The sequence below is a fragment of the Chitinophaga terrae (ex Kim and Jung 2007) genome (genome assembly GCF_900107795.1).
In the GTDB taxonomy this organism is placed as follows: domain Bacteria; phylum Bacteroidota; class Bacteroidia; order Chitinophagales; family Chitinophagaceae; genus Chitinophaga; species Chitinophaga terrae.
In genome coordinates this window covers 17,813-36,197 of the sequence record NZ_FNRL01000037.1, presented here as the reverse complement: position 1 = coordinate 36,197, position 18,385 = coordinate 17,813, and the positions used below count along the sequence as shown (strand labels likewise).

16 protein-coding genes are annotated in these 18,385 nt (G+C 46.5%); 2 read left to right on the top strand and 14 right to left on the bottom strand.

All coding sequences use genetic code 11. The features are described from left to right. Positions 1-349 precede the first annotated feature (349 nt). The 3 genes from BLV62_RS25675 to BLV62_RS25665 all read right to left on the bottom strand — a co-directional run bounded on the left by BLV62_RS25675 (position 350) and on the right by BLV62_RS25665 (position 5,829). Positions 350-1,963, bottom strand: a complete 1,614-nt coding sequence (locus tag BLV62_RS25675) for a RagB/SusD family nutrient uptake outer membrane protein (RefSeq protein WP_211117974.1) — start codon at positions 1,961-1,963, stop codon at positions 350-352. Positions 1,964-1,983: 20 nt separating this feature from the next. Next, entirely contained in the window at positions 1,984-4,992 is a 3,009-nt protein-coding gene (locus tag BLV62_RS25670) for a SusC/RagA family TonB-linked outer membrane protein (RefSeq protein WP_089765611.1), read from the bottom strand. 324 nt (positions 4,993-5,316) lie between these two features. Continuing rightward, the gene (locus BLV62_RS25665; RefSeq protein ID WP_089765608.1) at positions 5,317-5,829 is read right to left on the bottom strand and encodes a dihydrofolate reductase family protein; all 513 of its coding nucleotides are present in this window, start codon (positions 5,827-5,829) and stop codon (positions 5,317-5,319) included. An 82-nt stretch (positions 5,830-5,911) separates the two neighbouring features. On the opposite strand from BLV62_RS25665, the gene BLV62_RS25660 reads away from it, so the two are divergent. Further along, the gene (locus tag BLV62_RS25660; protein ID WP_089765642.1) at positions 5,912-6,307 is read left to right on the top strand and encodes a winged helix-turn-helix transcriptional regulator; all 396 of its coding nucleotides are present in this window, start codon (positions 5,912-5,914) and stop codon (positions 6,305-6,307) included. Positions 6,308-6,358: 51 nt separating this feature from the next. Here BLV62_RS25660 and BLV62_RS25655 read toward each other — a convergent pair whose 3' ends face one another. Then, the gene (locus BLV62_RS25655) at positions 6,359-6,763 is read right to left on the bottom strand and encodes a DUF4369 domain-containing protein (protein WP_089765606.1); all 405 of its coding nucleotides are present in this window, start codon (positions 6,761-6,763) and stop codon (positions 6,359-6,361) included. Positions 6,764-7,043: 280 nt separating this feature from the next. Between BLV62_RS25655 and BLV62_RS25650 the strand changes: the two genes are divergently transcribed. Further along, the gene (locus BLV62_RS25650) at positions 7,044-7,808 is read left to right on the top strand and encodes an FkbM family methyltransferase (RefSeq protein WP_089765604.1); all 765 of its coding nucleotides are present in this window, start codon (positions 7,044-7,046) and stop codon (positions 7,806-7,808) included. A gap of 94 nt (positions 7,809-7,902) precedes the next feature. Here the strand turns inward: BLV62_RS25650 and BLV62_RS25645 are convergent, their stop codons facing one another. The 10 genes from BLV62_RS25645 to BLV62_RS25600 all read right to left on the bottom strand — a co-directional run bounded on the left by BLV62_RS25645 (position 7,903) and on the right by BLV62_RS25600 (position 18,114). Then, positions 7,903-9,012, bottom strand: a complete 1,110-nt coding sequence (locus BLV62_RS25645) for a TlpA disulfide reductase family protein (protein ID WP_089765602.1) — start codon at positions 9,010-9,012, stop codon at positions 7,903-7,905. A gap of 18 nt (positions 9,013-9,030) precedes the next feature. After that, positions 9,031-10,551 (bottom strand): RagB/SusD family nutrient uptake outer membrane protein, encoded by a 1,521-nt coding sequence (locus BLV62_RS25640; RefSeq protein ID WP_089765600.1) that lies wholly within the window; start codon positions 10,549-10,551, stop codon positions 9,031-9,033. Positions 10,552-10,561: 10 nt separating this feature from the next. Beyond that, positions 10,562-14,050 carry a SusC/RagA family TonB-linked outer membrane protein gene (locus BLV62_RS25635; RefSeq protein ID WP_168928051.1) on the bottom strand — a complete coding sequence of 1,163 codons (3,489 nt, stop codon included), beginning with the start codon at positions 14,048-14,050 and terminating at the stop codon, positions 10,562-10,564. 193 nt (positions 14,051-14,243) lie between these two features. Continuing rightward, positions 14,244-15,479: a FecR family protein gene (locus BLV62_RS25630; RefSeq protein WP_089765596.1), complete on the bottom strand. Its 1,236-nt coding sequence runs from the start codon at positions 15,477-15,479 to the stop codon at positions 14,244-14,246. Positions 15,480-15,718: 239 nt separating this feature from the next. Further along, on the bottom strand, positions 15,719-15,874 hold the full coding sequence (locus BLV62_RS25625) for an RteC domain-containing protein (RefSeq protein WP_258522451.1): 156 nt from the start codon (positions 15,872-15,874) through the stop codon (positions 15,719-15,721). Continuing rightward, complete coding sequence (locus tag BLV62_RS25620) at positions 15,874-16,194, bottom strand: alpha/beta fold hydrolase (RefSeq protein WP_168928000.1); 321 nt, start codon at positions 16,192-16,194, stop codon at positions 15,874-15,876. The genes BLV62_RS25625 and BLV62_RS25620 overlap by 1 nt, the downstream gene beginning before the upstream one ends. Positions 16,195-16,289: 95 nt before the next feature. Next, positions 16,290-16,718, bottom strand: coding sequence for a nuclear transport factor 2 family protein (locus BLV62_RS25615; RefSeq protein ID WP_089765593.1), 429 nt, complete (start codon positions 16,716-16,718; stop codon positions 16,290-16,292). Between the two features lie 7 nt (positions 16,719-16,725). After that, positions 16,726-17,172, bottom strand: a complete 447-nt coding sequence (locus tag BLV62_RS25610) for a DoxX family protein (RefSeq protein ID WP_089765591.1) — start codon at positions 17,170-17,172, stop codon at positions 16,726-16,728. Further along, entirely contained in the window at positions 17,172-17,675 is a 504-nt protein-coding gene (locus tag BLV62_RS25605) for a VOC family protein (RefSeq protein ID WP_089765589.1), read from the bottom strand. Before BLV62_RS25605 ends, BLV62_RS25610 begins: the two co-directional genes overlap by 1 nt. A 136-nt stretch (positions 17,676-17,811) precedes the next feature. Further along, entirely contained in the window at positions 17,812-18,114 is a 303-nt protein-coding gene (locus BLV62_RS25600) for a DUF3861 family protein (protein ID WP_089765587.1), read from the bottom strand. Between the last annotated feature and the right edge of the window lie 271 nt (positions 18,115-18,385).

Below are 18,385 nucleotides of genomic sequence, written 5' to 3'. Positions count from 1 at the left end.
AACATCCCCTTTAAAGAAAGTATGTGAAGACTTGAAGCACAAAATAAGCCTGCATTTCTGAGATGTTGGATTAACTCTCTGTTATATTTAGTTTCACGCAAAGAGGCTAAGGAGCAAAGAAGCATAAGAAGTTTTGACCGAAGCGGATTTTAAGAAAGCAAAAGAGTGGATGATAATGTTATGGGAGATCTGCCTTTTCCGTGAAACGCTATTGCCATCTCATCGCGGCCGTAGATGATAATATTATGGGGGAGATCTGCCCCTCCTGATCAATCAACGAACGTTTAAAAAGCGAAGCCGCCCTGATCCTGAGATCTAAGCGGCTTGCCTAATAGTCCACAAGGTTAAATCAATACCCAGGGTTTTGCGGGAATTCATTCACTGTTCTATCGATCTGGTCTTGCGGAATTGGACGCAGCACATGAGTAGGCCTGATATTGGCACGCGCCTCTTCGTTGTGCAACCGTACCCGTTCCAGGAGTTTTTTTGTTCTTACCAGGTCAAACCAGCGCAGCTGCTCTCCTACCAGTTCCCTTCCTCTTTCATCCAGGAGGAAATCGATAGAGATATCTGCGGCTTTGACTTTCATCGCCTCGCGGTTTGCCTGTGTTTCGGCATCGGTAGCGCCTATACGAGCAGCTCTTAAACGCACTACATTCACCAGGTCGGCAGCCGCCTGGGCGTTGCCCTGCATCAGCATAGCTTCCGCCTGTATGAGGTAAGTTTCCGCCAGCCGGAACGAGATAAAGGGCCGTACGCCTGAAGCCTGGTTATCGGGACGCAGGGCATCAGCAAATTTGTTCAGTGATGGATACAACTTTTCAGTATACAACCTTGGAGGGACCAGCATGTATTTTTTGCTGGCAATTTCCGCAGCGGAAACATCGTAGCCTGGCAGGTATACTGCCGTATCGCCCAGTTTCAGCGTAGCTGTTGGCGCATTGGTGAACCATACGGTAGTGAAAAATTTCTCGTAACGGGTATCGTGTACCCGATCTTTATACAGGGTGTCTAACAGGAACTTTGTTGGCCTGAAACGCTTCCATGGCGTACCATTAGGTAAATCGCGCTTCATGCCCGGCAGTACATCGTATTGCATCAGGAAAAAGCGACAGGCATTGTTATCAGCGTAGTTGTAGAGCGGGTCAGTTGTGAACTGTGCAGCCCAAATGGTTTCGCTGTTGTTTTCCTTACCCTGCGCCCACACCTGGCCGGGGTCATCCAGCAGTTTGAACCCGTAGTTTTTGATCACCATGTCGGCATACCTGGCGGCATTGGCATAGTCTGTTGGCTGCGCCTGCGGAGAAGAAGCCCTGGTGAGATATACTCTTGCCAGCAAATGCTCCGCTGCCGGTTTGGTTGCCCTACCCCATTCTGATTGCGTAGCCGGTAGATCCTGCTCTGCATCCAGCAGGTCTTTGATCACTGCATCATAAACAGCCGATACCGTATCGCGGTGCGCTTCCCGGTTGATCTCTGTATTCTCTTTCAAACTCAATGGAATTGCGCCAAACATTTCCATCAAAATAAAATGATAATGCGCGCGGCAGAATTTAGCCTCTGCTATACCTTTCTTTTTAGAAGCGTCGTCGAGGTCTGTGATCTTATCTGCACGGCTGATCACTACGTTGCAGGTATTAAGGGTCTGGTAAAAGCTATTCCAGACCTCTCTTACGTGGTCGTAGCGGGAATCAAGCTGCGAAGTATACTGGCTGGTAAATTTATAGTTGCCATCCGAGCCGTTGGTAATAATATCTGTACCGGTTTCTGTCAGCGTCATTCCCCTTTCGGAACTATAGAAGTTACGCATAGATACATACGAACCGTTTACCGCGGTCAGGAAACCTGCCTTTGTATTATAGAAATCATCTGTTGCATTGGTAACTACTTTTTCATCCAGCATTTTATTACAGGATACTGTAGCCAGCAACAGCAGCAACATAACAGGAATTATATATTTCATGAGATCTTTCATTTAAAGGATTAAAACTTCGCGTTTACACCAAATTGCAGCATCCAGGTTGCAGGAGCATCGATACCTATCACGTTCACATCTTCAGGGTCAATACCTTTCCAGGTTTGACGGTAAGGAGCGATGATCAGCGGCTGCTTCACGCCAACGGTAAAGCGGAGGTCCTGCATCCCCCAGTTACGGACCACTTTATCCGGCATGGAATAAGCAAGGGTGATGTTCCGTATCTTGAAGAATGAGCCGTCAAAATAGCTGAGCGACTGGTAATTGCTGGGTCTTTCCTGGTTGGCGTTAGGCCGCGGGAAATCGTTGGAGGGCGTGGCCGGCGTATTATAAACAACATCCAGGTTATTGTAACGGCCAAACAAGGTGTTGTAGTTAGAATAGAAATCGCTCCTGATCATACTACCCCAACGGGCAAACGCAACTACTGATAATTCGAAGCCTTTATAAGAAAAGCGCTGCGTGGTACCGGCCTGCCATTTGGCTTCAGGAGAGCCGAGTATCTGGCGGTCGTTCTTCGCATCGATCAACGTATCCTTATTTACATCTTCCAGCCTTATTTCTCCGGGTTTCACGCCATACCTGGTAGCCAGGGCAGCATCTTTGTCCTGCCAGATGCCTATCTTTTTAAAGTCGTAGTATACGTAGGTAGGCTGGCCTACGAACCAGGCATTGCCGATATCGGCAGTCCGGCCATCACCCAATGACAGGATCCTTGAGCGGTTACGTGAATAGTTGACATCCATCTTCCAGGAGAAGCCTTTAGGATTGTCGATCACGGTAGCGGATATACCTATTTCCAGCCCCCGGTTGCGGCTTGTTCCCAGGTTCATGAGTACCTGGTTGAAACCATTACTGTAAGGCAAGGTTTGCGGCATCAGCAGGTCGGTGGTCCGCTGATTGTACCATTCGATCACACCGCTGATACGGCCGTTGAAAAAGCCGAAATCGAGCCCGATATCTGCAGACGTGGTGGTTTCCCAGGTAAGCGAAGGATTGCGGAGTTCGGAAGGTACATAACCCAGCACGCCTTTGTTGCCGAATGAATAAGGTATTCTTTGCAGGGCGCCTTGCGTTGCATATGGATTGATACCGGTGTTGCCTATACGGCCGTAGCTGGCGCGCAGTTTCAGGTTGTCTATAGTTCGTTGTCCTTTGAGCGGCGCTTCATTCATGATATTCCAGCCTACTGCTACAGAGGGGAAATAGCCCCATTTCTTACCCGGTGCAAAACGGGAGGAACCATCAGCGCGCAAGGTCAGCGTCAGGAGGTAACGATCGTCGAAGCCATAGTTTACGCGGCCCATGTAAGAGAGGATGGTCCAGGTACTAAGGCTGCTGTTTAACCCCGTAACGTTGAGCGCCTGGCCCAGGTTATAGTACTGCTGCGATTCAACGGGGATGCCTCTTACGTTGGTACCGGAAATATCGGTTGTCTGGCGTTGAACGCTATACAGACCGGTTACGCCGATGCTGTGTTTCTTCACCAGTTTGTTGTAAGTAAGGAGGTTTTCGATGGTATAAGCTACAACAGAAGCGTTGTTCTTGGTAGCGGTAGCATCGCCGCCGCCGATCAGGAGATTGGTGTTATTTTTTCCCTGGAACAGGCCATAGTTGTAGGATTGAATGTCGGGTCCCACATTGAGCCGATACTTCAACCCGTTTATAATTTCCACTTCGCCATAGAGGCTGGTGAATACGCGCAACCGTTTCATGAGTTCCACGCGGTTGCCGTCTACATAATCGAGCAATGGGTTGGGCTGCTGACTATCGCCTGTAGGGTATATGATCAGCTTTCCGTTTTCATCGTACGGCGCTGCAATAGGCAGCATTTTCAGGGCGTTATCGATGCCGTTATAGGTTTCCCCGTTGCGGAGACTGTAGGCGCCTAATAAGCTGGCTCCTACTTTCACCCGGTCGCCGATCCGCTGATCGATGGCGATGTTGAAATTATAACGTTCATAGTTTTGCAGTTTCAGTACGCCCTGGTCTTTAAAATACCCTAAACCGATATTATACCTGGTGTTGGCAGAACCGCCAGAAACGTTGACGCCGTGATTGGTCTGGTAGCCACGGGAGATCATCAGTTTCTGCCAGTCAACATCCACGCCTTTCTTAATATTGGCGTATTCTGTTGCGTTAAAGATCTTCTGGTCGGAAGCGTCAGGATTGTTATCGTCGTATTTCCCGATGGTGCGGTTGGCGTCTCTGCGCATTTCAATAAAGCGGGCCGCATTCATCATGTCTGTTTCTCCCAGCTGTTTAACGATGCCGTAAGAGCCGCTGTAGGATACTACGGGTTTGCCTTCTTTGCCACGCTGGGTAGTGACCAGGATGACGCCGTTTGCGCCCCTGGAGCCGTAGATGGCGGTAGCGGAAGCGTCTTTCAAAATTTCCATCGATTGTATTACACCCGTGCCGATGTCATTGAGGCTACCAGAATACGGAATTCCGTCCACTACATACAACGGATCGTTGCCGGCGTTCAAAGAGCGGGTACCGCGGATACGCACCTGTGGCTCATCTCCGGGTTTGGAGCTGTTGTTGATGACTTCCACTCCCGGCGCCCGGCCTTGCAGGGCCTGCTGCGGGTTAGTTACAGGCACATCCTGTATAGCTTTTGAGCTGACAGAAGAAATAGCGCCGGTAACGTCCTGCTTTCTTTGCTGGCCATATCCGACCACTACTACTTCTTCCAGTTTTTTCCGGTCCTCTTTCATTATTATCGAAATGGCGGTACGACCGGCAACCGCCTCCTCGTGTGTTTCATAGCCAATAAAAGTGAATACCAGTACAGCATTGGCCGGGTCGGCAACCTGCAGCCTGTAATGTCCTTTCAGGTCTGACTGGGTACCGGTGTTTTTGCCTTTAATGGCAATAGTAACCCCTATCAGCGGCGTTTTCTGGGCATCCAGTATATTACCTTCGACGGTAACAGGCTTTTGTTGACTCCAAGAAAATTGGTATAACAGCAGACACGCTATTATACATAGCAGATACGGAAAGATTTTTTTCATAACATTTGGAATTATTGATTAAAGGGCTGTGTTTAAGTCAGATTTTGGTAATTAATTAAGATTTACAAGTGATTCGTTACAGTTCGTTATCAAGTTCTTCGAAACGAAAATAGTAAAAAGCCTGAAAAATTGCAATCGTTTGCATAAAAATATTATTTTCCATGCCTGCGTATTGGCATTTGCAGGACTGTAGCCCTTGGCAGAGGCGGTAGATAGTAAACCGCATTGGCGGCCAGGAAGCGGTTGGTTGGTTAGGCGGGCGGCAAAAAAATAAGCCCCGCTTAATTGTGGGGCTTTGAAAAATCACAAACCAGGTGCAGGATTCTACTTAATTAAATAGTGTAACTGAACAGTGTTGTCATTAAGTTTAGTTACCTCTGCCAGCTCCAGTTTGCTGTCGGTTTCCACGTTTTTCAATAATGGCAATCCGGACCCAAACAGCACCGGTTCTACAACAAAATAAAGGTCGTTGACCAGTCCTGCATTCAGAAAAGCGCTCATGGTCATTGCTCCGCCGATGATAACAGCCTCTTCGTATCCTTCGCTTTGCAGTTTATCCACTATTGCCGCCGGTTCTTCGGCAGTGAACTCCACGGTAGGATTGGCGGGTTTTAATGTTTTGTTCGTTGTCAGGACAATGGTTTTCCCTTCTGTTGTAAGCGGCAGGTAATCCGGCGCCAGTATATCATAACTGGTTCGGCCCATGATCACCGCTTTCGTTCTTTGGCAGATGGCATAAAAACCGTTACCGTACTCGGGCGACAGCCAATCAGGAACATTCCTGCTATTTGAAATAAAACCATTTGCGGATGTGGCGATATAGATACTGATCTTCATATTTTCGTATTTTTACAAATATGCTGATTGGGGTGCTCGCGGCCAATAGCTAACAAAATTGTTAGTCTTTTATTCAATGATCATGAGAAAAAAACAATCCTCCAACTACCTGAATGAACAACTCCTCGCACAGGTATGCGAACGCAATTCCGCGATCAGCATCGTAAGCGGCCGTTGGAAATCACAGATCGTTTTTAACATATACATGGGTAACGACCGTTTTCACCTGTTGCAGCAAAATTTGCCAGGGATCTCAGAAATGGTGTTGGCCCGGCAACTGAAAGAATTGGAAAGCCATGCCATCCTGGTAAAAAGAGATATCCCGGATACCGTACCTGTTGGCAAAAGATATATTTTAACCAACAAAGGATTGGATCTTGTGCCCATCTTAGACAGCTTATGCAATTGGGGAAAACTATATGCCGGCGGCAAAGAGATCACCGTGCCTTCAGATAACCAGGCTGAAATATTGCGATAAGCGTAAAACAAATAACCTGTCTCCTATTCTGCAAGTTTAGATTTAATCAGTTCAACAACATGGAGAGAATCCCTTATAAACCCCTGTAATAGCAGTAGCGCCTCGTTCCAGCATAAAACCATTGGTGTAAAAGGCCTTCCCGTTAGCAGCCAATACATCATCCGAATCAAATATCAGCGGTTCCAAATTACCTTGCCGGTTGAAATACAATTGGACGAACAACGGTTCAAAATCATCATTCACTGCCAGGTGAAATGAAAACTCTCCGTTCTTTACAACAGCAGAATCCATCACAACAGCCGGGCGGTAAATGTCGCCCAGGTATAAAATACCATCCGGCAAACCGCTGACTTTCCCTTCCAGTATTACCATATTGCTTTTATTCACCTGGCCGCAAAATGCAGCGCAGCAAGCCAAAGCGGCAAATGCCAAAAAAGAAATTAATCTTGTTTTCATAAAACGTATTAACGACAAGCTGCGCCAAGAAAAGAATCGAGATTCCAGTAATTTACAAAAATCCCGCGGCTTAATTTTCTCTAAAACAACAATTCCCAGACCGTTTGCAAGCCCCAGTACATGTTTCTCTCTTACCACGCTTTTTCTTAAATATGTTGCCAGTTAATCTATTTATGTAACTTTGGGCGAACCCAATACGTTATAGTGAGAATTACCTTCCGCCTATTACCTGGTATCGAAGAGTGATCGAAAATGCTATCTATCTAAAAAACTGTAGTTAATGTCAAATTTTTTCAAAAAGCTTTTTAAGGGAAAAAAGAAGAAAGACCAGGACAGAGTCTTGTCGAAAGGCGAAATGTACGATGTATACACCGAACAGATCATCAAAAAAGTATGCAACTCCCGCAGCAATTGCATCGATATCGGGGCACATAGTGGTGAAATTGTAGATATTATATCCGAATACGCTCCTAAAGGCATCCATTACGGGTTTGAGCCAATCCCTACGATGTACAACAACCTCGTCGCCAAATACAAAAAAAATAAAAACTGGCAGTTCTTTGACCTGGCATTGAGTGATCAGAAAGGCACTACAACATTCAATTATGTTGTAACCCATCCCGCCTACAGCGGCATCAACAAGAGATCATATCCTAACGAGAACGAAAACATCAGCCTCATTGAAGTAAAAACAGAACTGCTGGACAATGTTCTGCCTGCCGACTATAAAGTAGACCTGATAAAGATTGATGTGGAAGGAGGAGAAATGGGCGTATTAAAAGGAGCGGTGGAAACCATCAGGAAATACAAACCAGTCATCGTTTTTGAACATGGCCTGGGCGCTGCCGAATTTTACGGCACCACGCCCGAGATGGTGTACGAATTGCTCCATAACTGCGGTCTGAAACTTTATACATTAACCGGTTGGTTAGGCGAAGGCAACCCGCTGACGCTGGATGAACACAAGCGTTTATTTGATACAAACGAGGAATATTATTTTGTAGCTGCTGTCAATGGCGGAAGCAACTGGGCAAGGAAAAACTAAATTCAATAACCAGTCATCATTTTATATAGAAATTAAAGCCGCTTAAATCGCAAGATCCGGGCGGCTTTAATTTCTATATGACATTCTTCTCCTGTTAATCGAACAGCTCTTTCAGCTTTTTCTCTATTTCTCCATCCCCTTCTTCTCCAAACCCTACCTGCTTCATTATTATTTTTCCATCAGGACTGATTAGGTAAGCCGTAGGAACAGCCGTTACGGCAAAACTGTTGACAGAAATATTCTTTGTATCAAGTACCTGCGGCCAGGGCAACTGCTGCTTTTTTAATTCATTCAACCAGGCTGTCTTATCCTGGTCGATAGAAATGCCGAGGATCTCGAATTTTTCGCCCCGGTATTTTTGATACAGCTCTTTCATGTGTGGAAAGGAAGCTTTACAAGGCCCGCACCAGCTCGACCAGAAATCGATCAACACATACTTACCTCGAAGACTGCTGAAGGTAACAGGTTGTTCGTCCGGCGAGTTCAATGTAAAATCCACTACCTGGAAACCTGTTACTGCACGTTTGAACCCCGTCAGCCGCTCTGCTACCTGGATCCCGGGGCCGGAACCCTTCTGGCGGGCTCCCAGTTTATTGTAAAGCCTTTCCAGCTCCTCCTGCGGCAAAATAGCCTGGTAACGGCCAAGTATAAACGCTCCTATATAAGAACCGGCATTCGCCTCAACAAAATTGCAGATATATGGAATGAGCCGCTGCTGCACCAGGTTCAGATGCGCTTTGTTATAAGCCGAATCATTCTTTGACTTGTTCTTAAACCGTTCATTCATCTCCGCTCTTATCTCGTTCCTCATCTTCTCCCGTTCCTCTTCAAATGCCTGGAAAGCGGCAGCCGATTTGCTTCCACGGATCCGGCCGGCCCGGAAACCTTTGGTTACATCGTCCACATCGAGATACACAACACCGGGGCCGTCAACAACTATAGGAAAAGCCGGGGGGCCCTGCCTCATTTTAGTATCGTACTCAGAGTAAAGACAAGGGACAGTATCTTTAGCCCAGGGAATGCTGATAGTGAAACGGCCATCCTGTATCTCGACAGAATCCTGTTCTATATCATCCCGGAATATATAGACTTTCTTATATCCTTTCAGGTCGCCTTTCACAGTGCCACGGATAACGACCTTCGACTGGGCCACTGCGCCAACAGTACATCCAATCATTATTAAAACAGAAAATAATTTTCGCATATTCTTCAATTAAAACGGTTAATAAGGACGGGTTTCCAGCGGGATACCCCAGTTGGGATTAAACCTCAGCACAACGTTGCTGATCGGAACAATAAAGTCTTTCGAGTCAACTGTCCCTGAATATGTTTGCCCGGCAATGGTATGCGTGATCCGGGATTTAGACCAGGGCTTGCCTTTATCGAGGGTGAAGCGCTTCAGGTCCAGGAATCTTTTGAACCCGCCGATCGGCAGTTCACGCCTTCTTTCTTCCAGCACTAACCGGATCACTTCATCCTGTGTACCCGCGGTAAGCGGGGGAGTGCCGGTTTTAAACCTGTACTGGCGAAGGGTATTGAGATCGGCAATCGCCAGATCCAGCCTGTTTGTCCTGGCATATCCCTCGGCGCGCATGAGCAGTATTTCCGGCCAGGAAAAACCATCGGTCAATTTCATTTTACGGAAACGGTAATTGCTGATACGCATTCCATCGTCGTACCCGCCTCCCATGGTTGTTTTGTAGCCGGCAGAATTGAGATAGAAAAAACTGAACCTCAGATCCCTTGCCTGGTCATGCAACGCTATCAGTTCAGCCGACGGATAGGAAAGCGAAGCGCCCATGCCGGCATCTCTTTCCGTTGCCCTGTAGAACAATATTTCCCTGCTGTTTACCGCATTGGTGAAAGCATCCTGCTGGCTAACCAACAGTGAAGTAAGCGGCCGGGATGGATCGGCCAGTTTGAATTTGTTGTAATCGTACAACACCGCTTCCGGGTTGCCGGCAGCGGTCCAGGCCCGGTTGGCGTAATAGGCCACGCTATCGAATTGCCGGGTAAAAAGATGGTAATAAGCCAGCATAGCATGTCCTGTAGCCTTGTTGGCGCGGGAAGGCCAGCTGGATCTCACGGGCAGGTCGGGCAATGCCTCGTGCAGTTCATGAAGCACACGGGCAGCCACTTCTTCTGTGGTGGATAAATTTGGAATAGGCTTGTTGACATCAACATCCACCAGGTAAGGGATGGTTTTGGCAGAATTGTCTCCCCCGGGTTTATAGACCGGTCCATAGATCATACTTGCGTTAAAGTAGCACCAGGCCCGGGCTACCAGCGCCTGCGCAACCGAAATCCTGCCTATGGTTGCCTCTTCCGGCGTTTTCTGGTCAATACTCCTAATCCCTTCAATTACATTATTGAAGTACGAGATCTGGGGATAAATGCCCTGTGAGCCTGAACTCCAGAATTGATCGTCGGTGTTCGGGTTCTTATAAGGCTGGCGGAAGATATAAGCATAATAACGTTCCAGGTTAGGATGCCCGCTAAGCAGGTATCCTACTTTACCCTGGCCTTCCGTCATTTCAAGATTATCGCCAAGGTGCGCCAGCATGGAGCCTTTATTACCATCCAGGAAATTCAGTTCTACTGTACCTGAATTATCCAGCAGGTGATCATAGTCCGTTACCGATGAAGGGATGAGCTTTCCCTTTGGTTTTACATCAAGGAACCGTTTGCAGGAGCCCATCAGCAGGATGACGGCAAAGAATAGCAGATATTTTCGATTAGTCATGATAGTTAGATTACAGGTTGACAGAAAATCCTATATAAAATTCAGGCATCAGGGGCAGCGTTCTCCTGACGCTCATATTCAAACCCTGTTCAATGGCTTCAGGATCTATCCCCACCTTATTGGCTGTTAAGGTCCAGAGATTGCGGCCCTGCAAATAGATCCTTGCATTGCTGAGCCCTGTGTTGCCCCAAAGTTTATTGTCGGGTCTATAAGAAATTGTGAGATCCCGGAGCTTCATGAAATCCTGTTTTTCGATCATCATCCCGGTATATGGGAAATACCAGGCATCTGTACTGAAGGCAGCGAGTTTAGGATAAACGGTGTGCGCTTCATCTCCGGGTTTGCGCCAACGCAGGGCCACTTCTTTATGTTCAATATTATCCCCGTTAAAAGCATCTCTCCGGAACACCGCTCCCAGCCTGGCAATCAGCATAAACGACAGGTCAAAGCGTTTATAGGTGAAGGAATTGGTAAGACTAAGAAGATACTTAGGCCTTGCCGTTCCCGAGTATACCATATCTTTCACCGCCAGTTCGTTCCCGTATATTTTCTTGTTGTCGTCAGAATAATATTGAGGAGTACCGGTATTATCCAGTCCTGCAAACCGGTAACTGAAGATGGCATCGAGCGGGTAACCGGTCCTTAACACCGCGCCTGCATTGCTTCCCAGGATGGTGTTGGAATAGCTGAACGTGAGGTAATTCGGGTTCAGGTAATCGTAGTTGAACTGTAATACCTTGCTTTTGTTATAGCTGCCATTGAAGAATACGTTCCAGCCAAAATCGCCGGTTTTCACAACATCCGATTCCAGCGAGAGCTCTATGCCGGTATTCCTGGCGGTACCTGCGTTCCGGGTGATCATGAAGCGTCCGTAAGTCGGGTCAATAAAGTCAGGCGCCAGCAGGTCTTTACTCAGCTTATTGTAGTAATCCAATGTCAAATTGAGCCTTCCTCCCATCAAACGTATATCCGTTCCTATATTGGTGATCATGGTACGCTCCCAGCGCAGGTTATTATCAGGCAGCGAAGAGATGCTGTATGGAATGCCCCCTGTTACAGGAGAGAAAGCGCCCGGGGCGATCAGCAGGAAAGGTCCCTGTGTAAAGGAAATATTCCCGTTGATCCCATACGAGCCGCGTATATCCAGTTTATCGATCCAGGGAACATGGAAGAATTTTTCCTGTCCCAGTTTGTAAGTTCCGCCTACCGACCAGTTGGGTTTGTACCTGTACTTTGGATTGGTGCCAAACAGGTTACCCTGGTCGATACGCGCACTGGCGCTCAGGATGAAACGGTTGTTATATTCATAAGAACCGTTGGAGTAGAGAGAGAAAAACCTGTTGTCGCGCAGCGAATAAGACCCGATGCTAACCGTTTCCATGCCCTCCGGGAACAGGAAATCAGGTTGATAGGCGTAGCTGTTGAAATCGAGATAATTGAACGTGGCAAATGTTCCTGCCTGGTCGTTGTACCCTACCCTGGCCGGGGCAGTATTGTTGTCTATCAGGTCTTTATTTACCTCGCTGCCGGCGATAACAGAAAGACGATGAACATTGTTGAAATTTTTCGCGTAATTAACCTGGGCTCTGAGCGTATAAGCTTCGCTCTGGCTGCGGGTTTCGTTCAATATCGCGCCTTCGGGCAGATAATGTTTGCCGGGAGTGGATATAGAAGATGCGGCATTATACAGCGATCTTACGAAGAAGGAATTGGCATCGCGCAGGCTGCGGGTCATACCGCTGCCCCTTGTCCAGGAGCCTCCTACTTCGGCGCTTAAGCCATCCAGGAGCTCCACAGACAGGCTGCCTCCCAGTCTTGCCAGGAAAGCCTGGTTCCTGGTAGTGGCCATGGTCAGGTCGTTCAGCGGGTTATAGTCCATCGATTTCAGGCCGCCATAAGCGGCATAACGCTCGACCAGGTCGGGCCTTACAGCCGGTACATTCAGCGGGTTGCCGGAAGGGTCAACGACGTTATAGTAGGGCTTCATGATCTTCCAGTTGGTGAAATCCAGCATGTCTGCCGCGTCGATCGGCGTTTTGCTGTTGGTGAAATTGATATTGGTGAACATTTTAACGGACACCCTTTTCACCGGTTTCCAGTCGTTCTTCAGATCAATGATCAGCCGGTCGTTGCTGTTGCCTTTCATGTTGCCCTGGTTGGCGATGTAGCGAATGGCAGAATTGGTAGAGAATTTATCCGTGCTGGCGGAAATGGAGAGGTTGTGTTGTTGAGTTAAACTCTTCCTGAATAAATTCCGTTCCAATTGATCCATGGTATTGTTCTTTCTTAACAGCGCAAGTTCTGCATTGACTTCTTCTTCAGTAAGCAGGCCCTGGTCTTTCATTACCAATAACTGGGTTACGCGACCGTAGGTTGCAATTCCTTCATAGTCCCAGGTTATGTTGGCCACATCGCTGTTGTAATAGGCCACTTCCGCATCCACATAATCTGCCGCGCTGGTTTTATTAAGATAAGAGAGGTCCGGGCGCAGGGTCATGCCTGTGCTGCCTTTATAACCTATCTGCAGCTTCCCGATCTTAGGCGTTTTGGTTGTGATAACGATGACGCCATTGGAAGAACGGGCGCCGTAAATAGAAGCAGCTACAGCATCCTTTAACACCGTGATAGATTCCACGTTATCGATATTCACTGTTTCCAGTCCGCCCGGCGCGGGAAAACCGTCTATAACCACCAGCGGTTCTCCATTGGCCAGGAAAGTAGATCTACCACGCACTTCCACCTTCCCTTCTTTGGTGATGGCTACGCCGGAGGCCTGTCCTTCCAGCATCGACAGCAGGTTAGGTTGCAGTTTGCCTTCCAGCCGTTTTGTTTGCAGGGTAGAATAAGATCCCGTCATCCGTTCGCGGGAGATGGTCTGGTAACCGGTACTAACCGTAACTGCTATCTCGTCGAGTTTAGTGGAAGCGCGGCTGAGCTTAACGACCAGTGCAGGTTTTCCTTCTTTCAGCATATCGGCGGTCACGGTTATTTCGCGTGGCGTATAACCAATGAAAGAGAAGCGAAGCGTATTTCCTTCGGCAACGGAGATGGAAAAGCTTCCATCGGCGGCGGTAGCAACTCCTTTCTGCGTTTCTTTCACCTGGACGCTGACGCCGGGCAATGCATCTCCTTCTGTGTCGGTAACCCGGCCTGAGATCAGTGTAGCGACCGCCTGTACAGAAGTGGCCGGAGCGGAAGGAACCGGAGGTTTCCCGGATAAAATGATCGTTTTACCCTGCAACACATAATCCAGTTCCTGGTTTTTTAGCATCAGGTCCAGTACTTTGTTCAAAGGAAGATCTTTCACCGCAAGAGAAACAGTTGTTGAGCGGGAAAGCAGTTCTTTATTGCTGAATAACACGTAACCTGTTTGTTTTTCGATCTCCGAAAAGACTTTTTTTAATGGTAGGTTTTTGCCTGAAAGTGTGACCGACTGGGCGATACCAGCCGCGTGTACAGAAACCAGGGCCGTGATCAGCAACAGGGGTAGTAGCCTCATTACTTTTGAAATTTGTGCCGGTAGCCTGTTCCCCTGCCGGACAGGAAGAGACAAACCACCATAAGCAGTTTTTTGCATAACTTGTGAACTAATTTTGGTTGTGAAAAAATGGTTTGCGAGACCTTTTATAAAATCAACTGAAATATCGCCGGGGACGAGGCCAATCGTTCCCGGTTCTTTATTTTGGTTGTATTCATGGCATAACTATCAGTGTCCGGCCCTCGAGGCGGAAATGAACATTCGATTTTTCCAGCGCGATCAATAGCCCGTTCAGCGGGATGTCGCGGGTCATTTTCCCGACAAATTCGATATCAGGCACTCCCGATTCATATTTAACATCGATATCGTACCATCTTTTTAACTGGCGCATTACTTCATCTATCCTGGCATCTTCAAAATCAAAAACCCCGTTCTTCCAGGCCAGCGCCTTCCCTATATCGGCCGCCTTCACCGTCATTTTCCCTGCTTCCTTGCCACGCATAATGAGCGAAGCCTGATCGCCCGGCTTCAATACCAGCTTCTGCTTTCCCACCGCAACAGCTACTTTGCCTTCCAGCAGCGTGGTGTTTAATGCCGGTTCGTCGGCATACGCGTTCACGTTAAAATGTGTACCCAGCACCGTTACCTCAAATTTGTTATCGGCATTTACCAGGAAGGGAACCGGTTTTCCATCTTTCATCATGGAAGCCGCTTCGAAATAAACCTCGCCGGTGATATCAACCCTTCGCGCATCATTTGCAAACTGCGTTGGGAAACGGATAGAGCTGGCTGCATTCAGCCAGGCTGTGGTACCATCCGGCAACTGGATCCTGAATTGCCTGCCCTTGGGAGTGGTAAGGGTGTTGAATGTTTCTTCAACGGAGGCTTCTCCCGCAGCTTTATACCTGAGCTGCCCGTTGTTTACAGATAATACTGCGCTGCCCTGGCGAGCAACAACCCCGTTGGCCGAGGAATCCAACCGGATCTGCGAGCCGTCTGCCAGCGTAAGAATAGCGCCGTCCTGCCCGGGCATGACCTCTATTGGCTGTATGGATGCCTGTTTAGGCCGTTCCGGACTTTTAGCCGGCCAAAAGTACCAGGCGCCGGCAAGCAGCAATAATACAGCAGCCGCGTAGCGGGTCCAGGCACGACGAAAGAACGGTACAGGGAGTACAGGTGCAGGGATTCCCGACTGTTGCCGGTGCAATGCTTCCAGCTCTTTAACTGCAACAGCTTTGAAAGCGGCATATTGTTTATTCAGTTCGGCCAGGTTCGCCGTTTCATTGAACGAGGCATGCCACTCCTGGCGCCGTGCATTTTGTTGCAGCCATTCTTTCAGCTCCTGCCTTTCAGCCTCCGATAACTGGTCCAGTTTTTCGCAAGCTGTGAGCCTGGCAGCCTTCAGCAATGCATGCAAGTCATCGTCCGGCATGTCTGCCATCTTCATCATTGACAATCTTTATTTAGTATAGGACAACAGCAATACCCGGGATTTGACTTCCCGTATCAATTTTTTTTGAAAAAAACGTCAAATAAAGCTAAGGTAGCTTATATAGAGTAGTTTACAAGGTAAGCTTTCGTAAGAGGTAACGATTTGGTAATGGTGCTCATTGCATTACTTTTCTATTAATTTCCTTGTAAATCGATAGTAAAAATACAAAAAATAGGATGAGTATTTTATATCTCATCCTATTTTTCTTCTTGGTCGTCCATTTTTTTTATCAAACTGTCACGTAGTGCGTCAAGAAATTTAGTTCTATTTGTTTTTCTGTTTCGAAGTTCCAGATAGGTATGGTAAAAATCTCCCAAATCAATATGAAATAGGTTTTCAAAGGATTTTGCAATCAGTTTAATATCTGTATTCCCATTGTCAAAGACAGCTTGACCAATGCCCTAAAATCTTCGCTCATAGAACGGGCATCATATCCTGCGATACCTGCGGGTTTAACGGAATCCCCGTAACCTCTCATATCAGGTGCCAATACAGAAAAACCGGAAGCGGTTAGAAATGAAATTACTTTTTTCCAGGAACTTGACGTTCCCAGAAAGCCGTGCCAAAGCAAAACCGGGCTGCCTTCGGGATCGCCTGCAAGGAGATAATGTATTTTAACTCCGTTCACCTCAATAGTATTGCTTTGTATTGCGGAATGTTTTGCATCTGCCATTGTCTTATTTTTTATGTTATTACTGTCCATAATGTGTTTGTATCAGTAAGTTTCTTGCCTATGTCTGCAAACCGCCCCGCCTGATACAAACCGTGTTAATGTCTGCCTTTTGCCTTTGTTGTTGGATAATGATAAATAGGAGCAATATCTATATAAGCCCTAATAAATGAAACCAATCCATCTGCATTGCGCTCTATAATTGTAGTTGCCGGAATTTGCACAACGTGATCGTCTTTTCGGGTATAGTCAACCAGTGCTTCGACTGCAAAATAATTATCCGTTCCTATTATATTTAGGAAAGAATGTTTCATCCCATTTATAGTTTTCCAAAAATTGCCTAGTGCGTAAACGATTTCGTTAGCGGAACTTACAATTGGACTGTTGCCAAATTGAAGCTGTGCATCTTCCGCCAGAAATTTGCGGTATCCTTCCGCATCCAAAGCATCCGCTGCGGTATATTTTGCTTTGAGCCATTCCAAAGCGGTGTCAGAGATGGTTATGATTTTTAATTGGTCTGTTTTCATATGTTACTTATTTTATTAAATTCAGCAAAAGGTTATCCAGTCCTATCGGCCCGCTTCCTTTAAGAATTACAATCAAGTTGATGGCTAACAGGAGTACGAAATATTCTATACCTTCTCCTTTTTTCCGTCCTGTCCAGTTCATCAGCCATCCATTGGGCAGATTGATGAACATGGCACCTGCCATAATGATGAAGATACCTGAGGCGGCTATGCGAGTACAGAACCCGGCAATAAGGGCAAGGCTACCGAAGAATTGTCCGATAATGGTTAACCACGATATAATGTCGGGAATCCCTACAGCCCTCATATGATGGATTGTCCCTTTAATACCACCACCACCAAACCAGCCCAAAACTTTTTGGGCACCGTGGGGAAACATAATAACCCCAAGGACAACTCTAAGTAGTGTTATTGCCGGGTCGTCCGTCGTACTAAATATTGAAAGTATATCCATTAGAAATCCCCCCTTTTTATTTGGTCAAATATCTTTTCATACCCAAGGTCGAAATACAGTACCTCCAGGTAATGGCCGTACTCTTTTACAGTATCTAAATAGGTGAATTTGGTACTGTCGCCAACCTCACCCGCCTGGGCTATTTTTAGTCCCTGATCTGTGAGTCTTTTCATAGTAGCATCGTAATCGAACACTTTTACCGCCATATGATGAATGCCCATCCATTCATACTTTTTAAGGAACTCATCATAGGTACTGTGTCCGCGAATCGGTTCGATGATTTCTATGTTTGTATTTCCCATTTGACCAAATGCAAGATTTACATCTATATCTAAGGATTCACCATACAAAGTCTGGTTTCTTATTTCAGGCTTTTCCAGTTTCAAAAATTTAGGAACGCCCATAGTCTTCTCGAAAAATGAGATAGACCTGTCCATGTCTGAGGTCACAAAACCTATCTGGTAAAATCCAGCAAACATCGGATCGATAAATGTTTTTTCCATTTTGAATATCTTTAGATTATAAAATACAAATTTTCAGCTTGTTACGAAATGCTAAAAGGGCGAAACAACTGTAATCTTAGTTAAAATGACTGTTGTTGGATTAAAGCAGAAATAAATGATGGTTATTAGACTTATGCTATTTTCCTTTTTTCAGCTTCATCATAAATGCGCCTACCGTTTCCGTTAAATCTTTTAATACAGGATTAGGTGTTTTCCGGTTTCTGAGCAAAACTTCACTGAATAATTTCAGTCCGATGAAAAATTCGGTGTTGTCATTCGGGTTTTCAAAAATGGCGCTGCTTTTAGCTATTTCGAGTATTTTAAACAGATCATCGTGATTTTGAAACTCTAAAATCAAGGGCTCGTTTTCAAACGTCTGACCCTGCAGATCTGTCAACCCCTTTATTGTAAGTTGGTAATTGTATGCTTTCTTGTCCATTGTAATTTATTAAAGTGAAACTGCAATAATTTATAGTGCAAAGTTTCAGCATATCGTGATGAAGTAAAAGGGCAGTTCGACCCTAAACTTAGTCGAAGTGTCTGTTCGGGAATGATGCTCTCAAAATGGAATATCTAAATATCATTAAGCCTTGGGATACCGTCTATAAACAAAAACGAGAAAATATTTTGATATATTTGGGGCTTGCAATGAACCTGGAATCTTTGCTTAAATCTTCTTTCGGAATAGTGAAAGCTCCGATGTTTAACAA

Excerpts from the sequence above, each read along its gene's own strand:
- BLV62_RS25600 (WP_089765587.1), bottom strand. The coding sequence starts at position 18,114 with ATGGACAAGAAAGCATACAATTACCAACTTACAATAAAGGGGTTGACA.
- BLV62_RS25640 (WP_089765600.1), bottom strand. The coding sequence starts at position 10,551 with ATGACTAATCGAAAATATCTGCTATTCTTTGCCGTCATCCTGCTGATG.
- BLV62_RS25630 (WP_089765596.1), bottom strand. The coding sequence starts at position 15,479 with ATGATGAAGATGGCAGACATGCCGGACGATGACTTGCATGCATTGCTG.
- BLV62_RS25635 (WP_168928051.1), bottom strand. The coding sequence starts at position 14,050 with ATGAGGCTACTACCCCTGTTGCTGATCACGGCCCTGGTTTCTGTACAC.
- BLV62_RS25615 (WP_089765593.1), bottom strand. The coding sequence starts at position 16,718 with ATGAAAACAGACCAATTAAAAATCATAACCATCTCTGACACCGCTTTG.
- BLV62_RS25645 (WP_089765602.1), bottom strand. The coding sequence starts at position 9,012 with ATGCGAAAATTATTTTCTGTTTTAATAATGATTGGATGTACTGTTGGC.
- BLV62_RS25665 (WP_089765608.1), bottom strand. The coding sequence starts at position 5,829 with ATGAAGATCAGTATCTATATCGCCACATCCGCAAATGGTTTTATTTCA.
- BLV62_RS25660 (WP_089765642.1), top strand. The coding sequence starts at position 5,912 with ATGAGAAAAAAACAATCCTCCAACTACCTGAATGAACAACTCCTCGCA.
- BLV62_RS25605 (WP_089765589.1), bottom strand. The coding sequence starts at position 17,675 with ATGGAAAAAACATTTATCGATCCGATGTTTGCTGGATTTTACCAGATA.
- BLV62_RS25620 (WP_168928000.1), bottom strand. The coding sequence starts at position 16,194 with ATGGCAGATGCAAAACATTCCGCAATACAAAGCAATACTATTGAGGTG.
- BLV62_RS25610 (WP_089765591.1), bottom strand. The coding sequence starts at position 17,172 with ATGGATATACTTTCAATATTTAGTACGACGGACGACCCGGCAATAACA.
- BLV62_RS25670 (WP_089765611.1), bottom strand. The coding sequence starts at position 4,992 with ATGAAAAAAATCTTTCCGTATCTGCTATGTATAATAGCGTGTCTGCTG.
- BLV62_RS25675 (WP_211117974.1), bottom strand. The coding sequence starts at position 1,963 with ATGAAATATATAATTCCTGTTATGTTGCTGCTGTTGCTGGCTACAGTA.
- BLV62_RS25650 (WP_089765604.1), top strand. The coding sequence starts at position 7,044 with ATGTCAAATTTTTTCAAAAAGCTTTTTAAGGGAAAAAAGAAGAAAGAC.
- BLV62_RS25655 (WP_089765606.1), bottom strand. The coding sequence starts at position 6,763 with ATGAAAACAAGATTAATTTCTTTTTTGGCATTTGCCGCTTTGGCTTGC.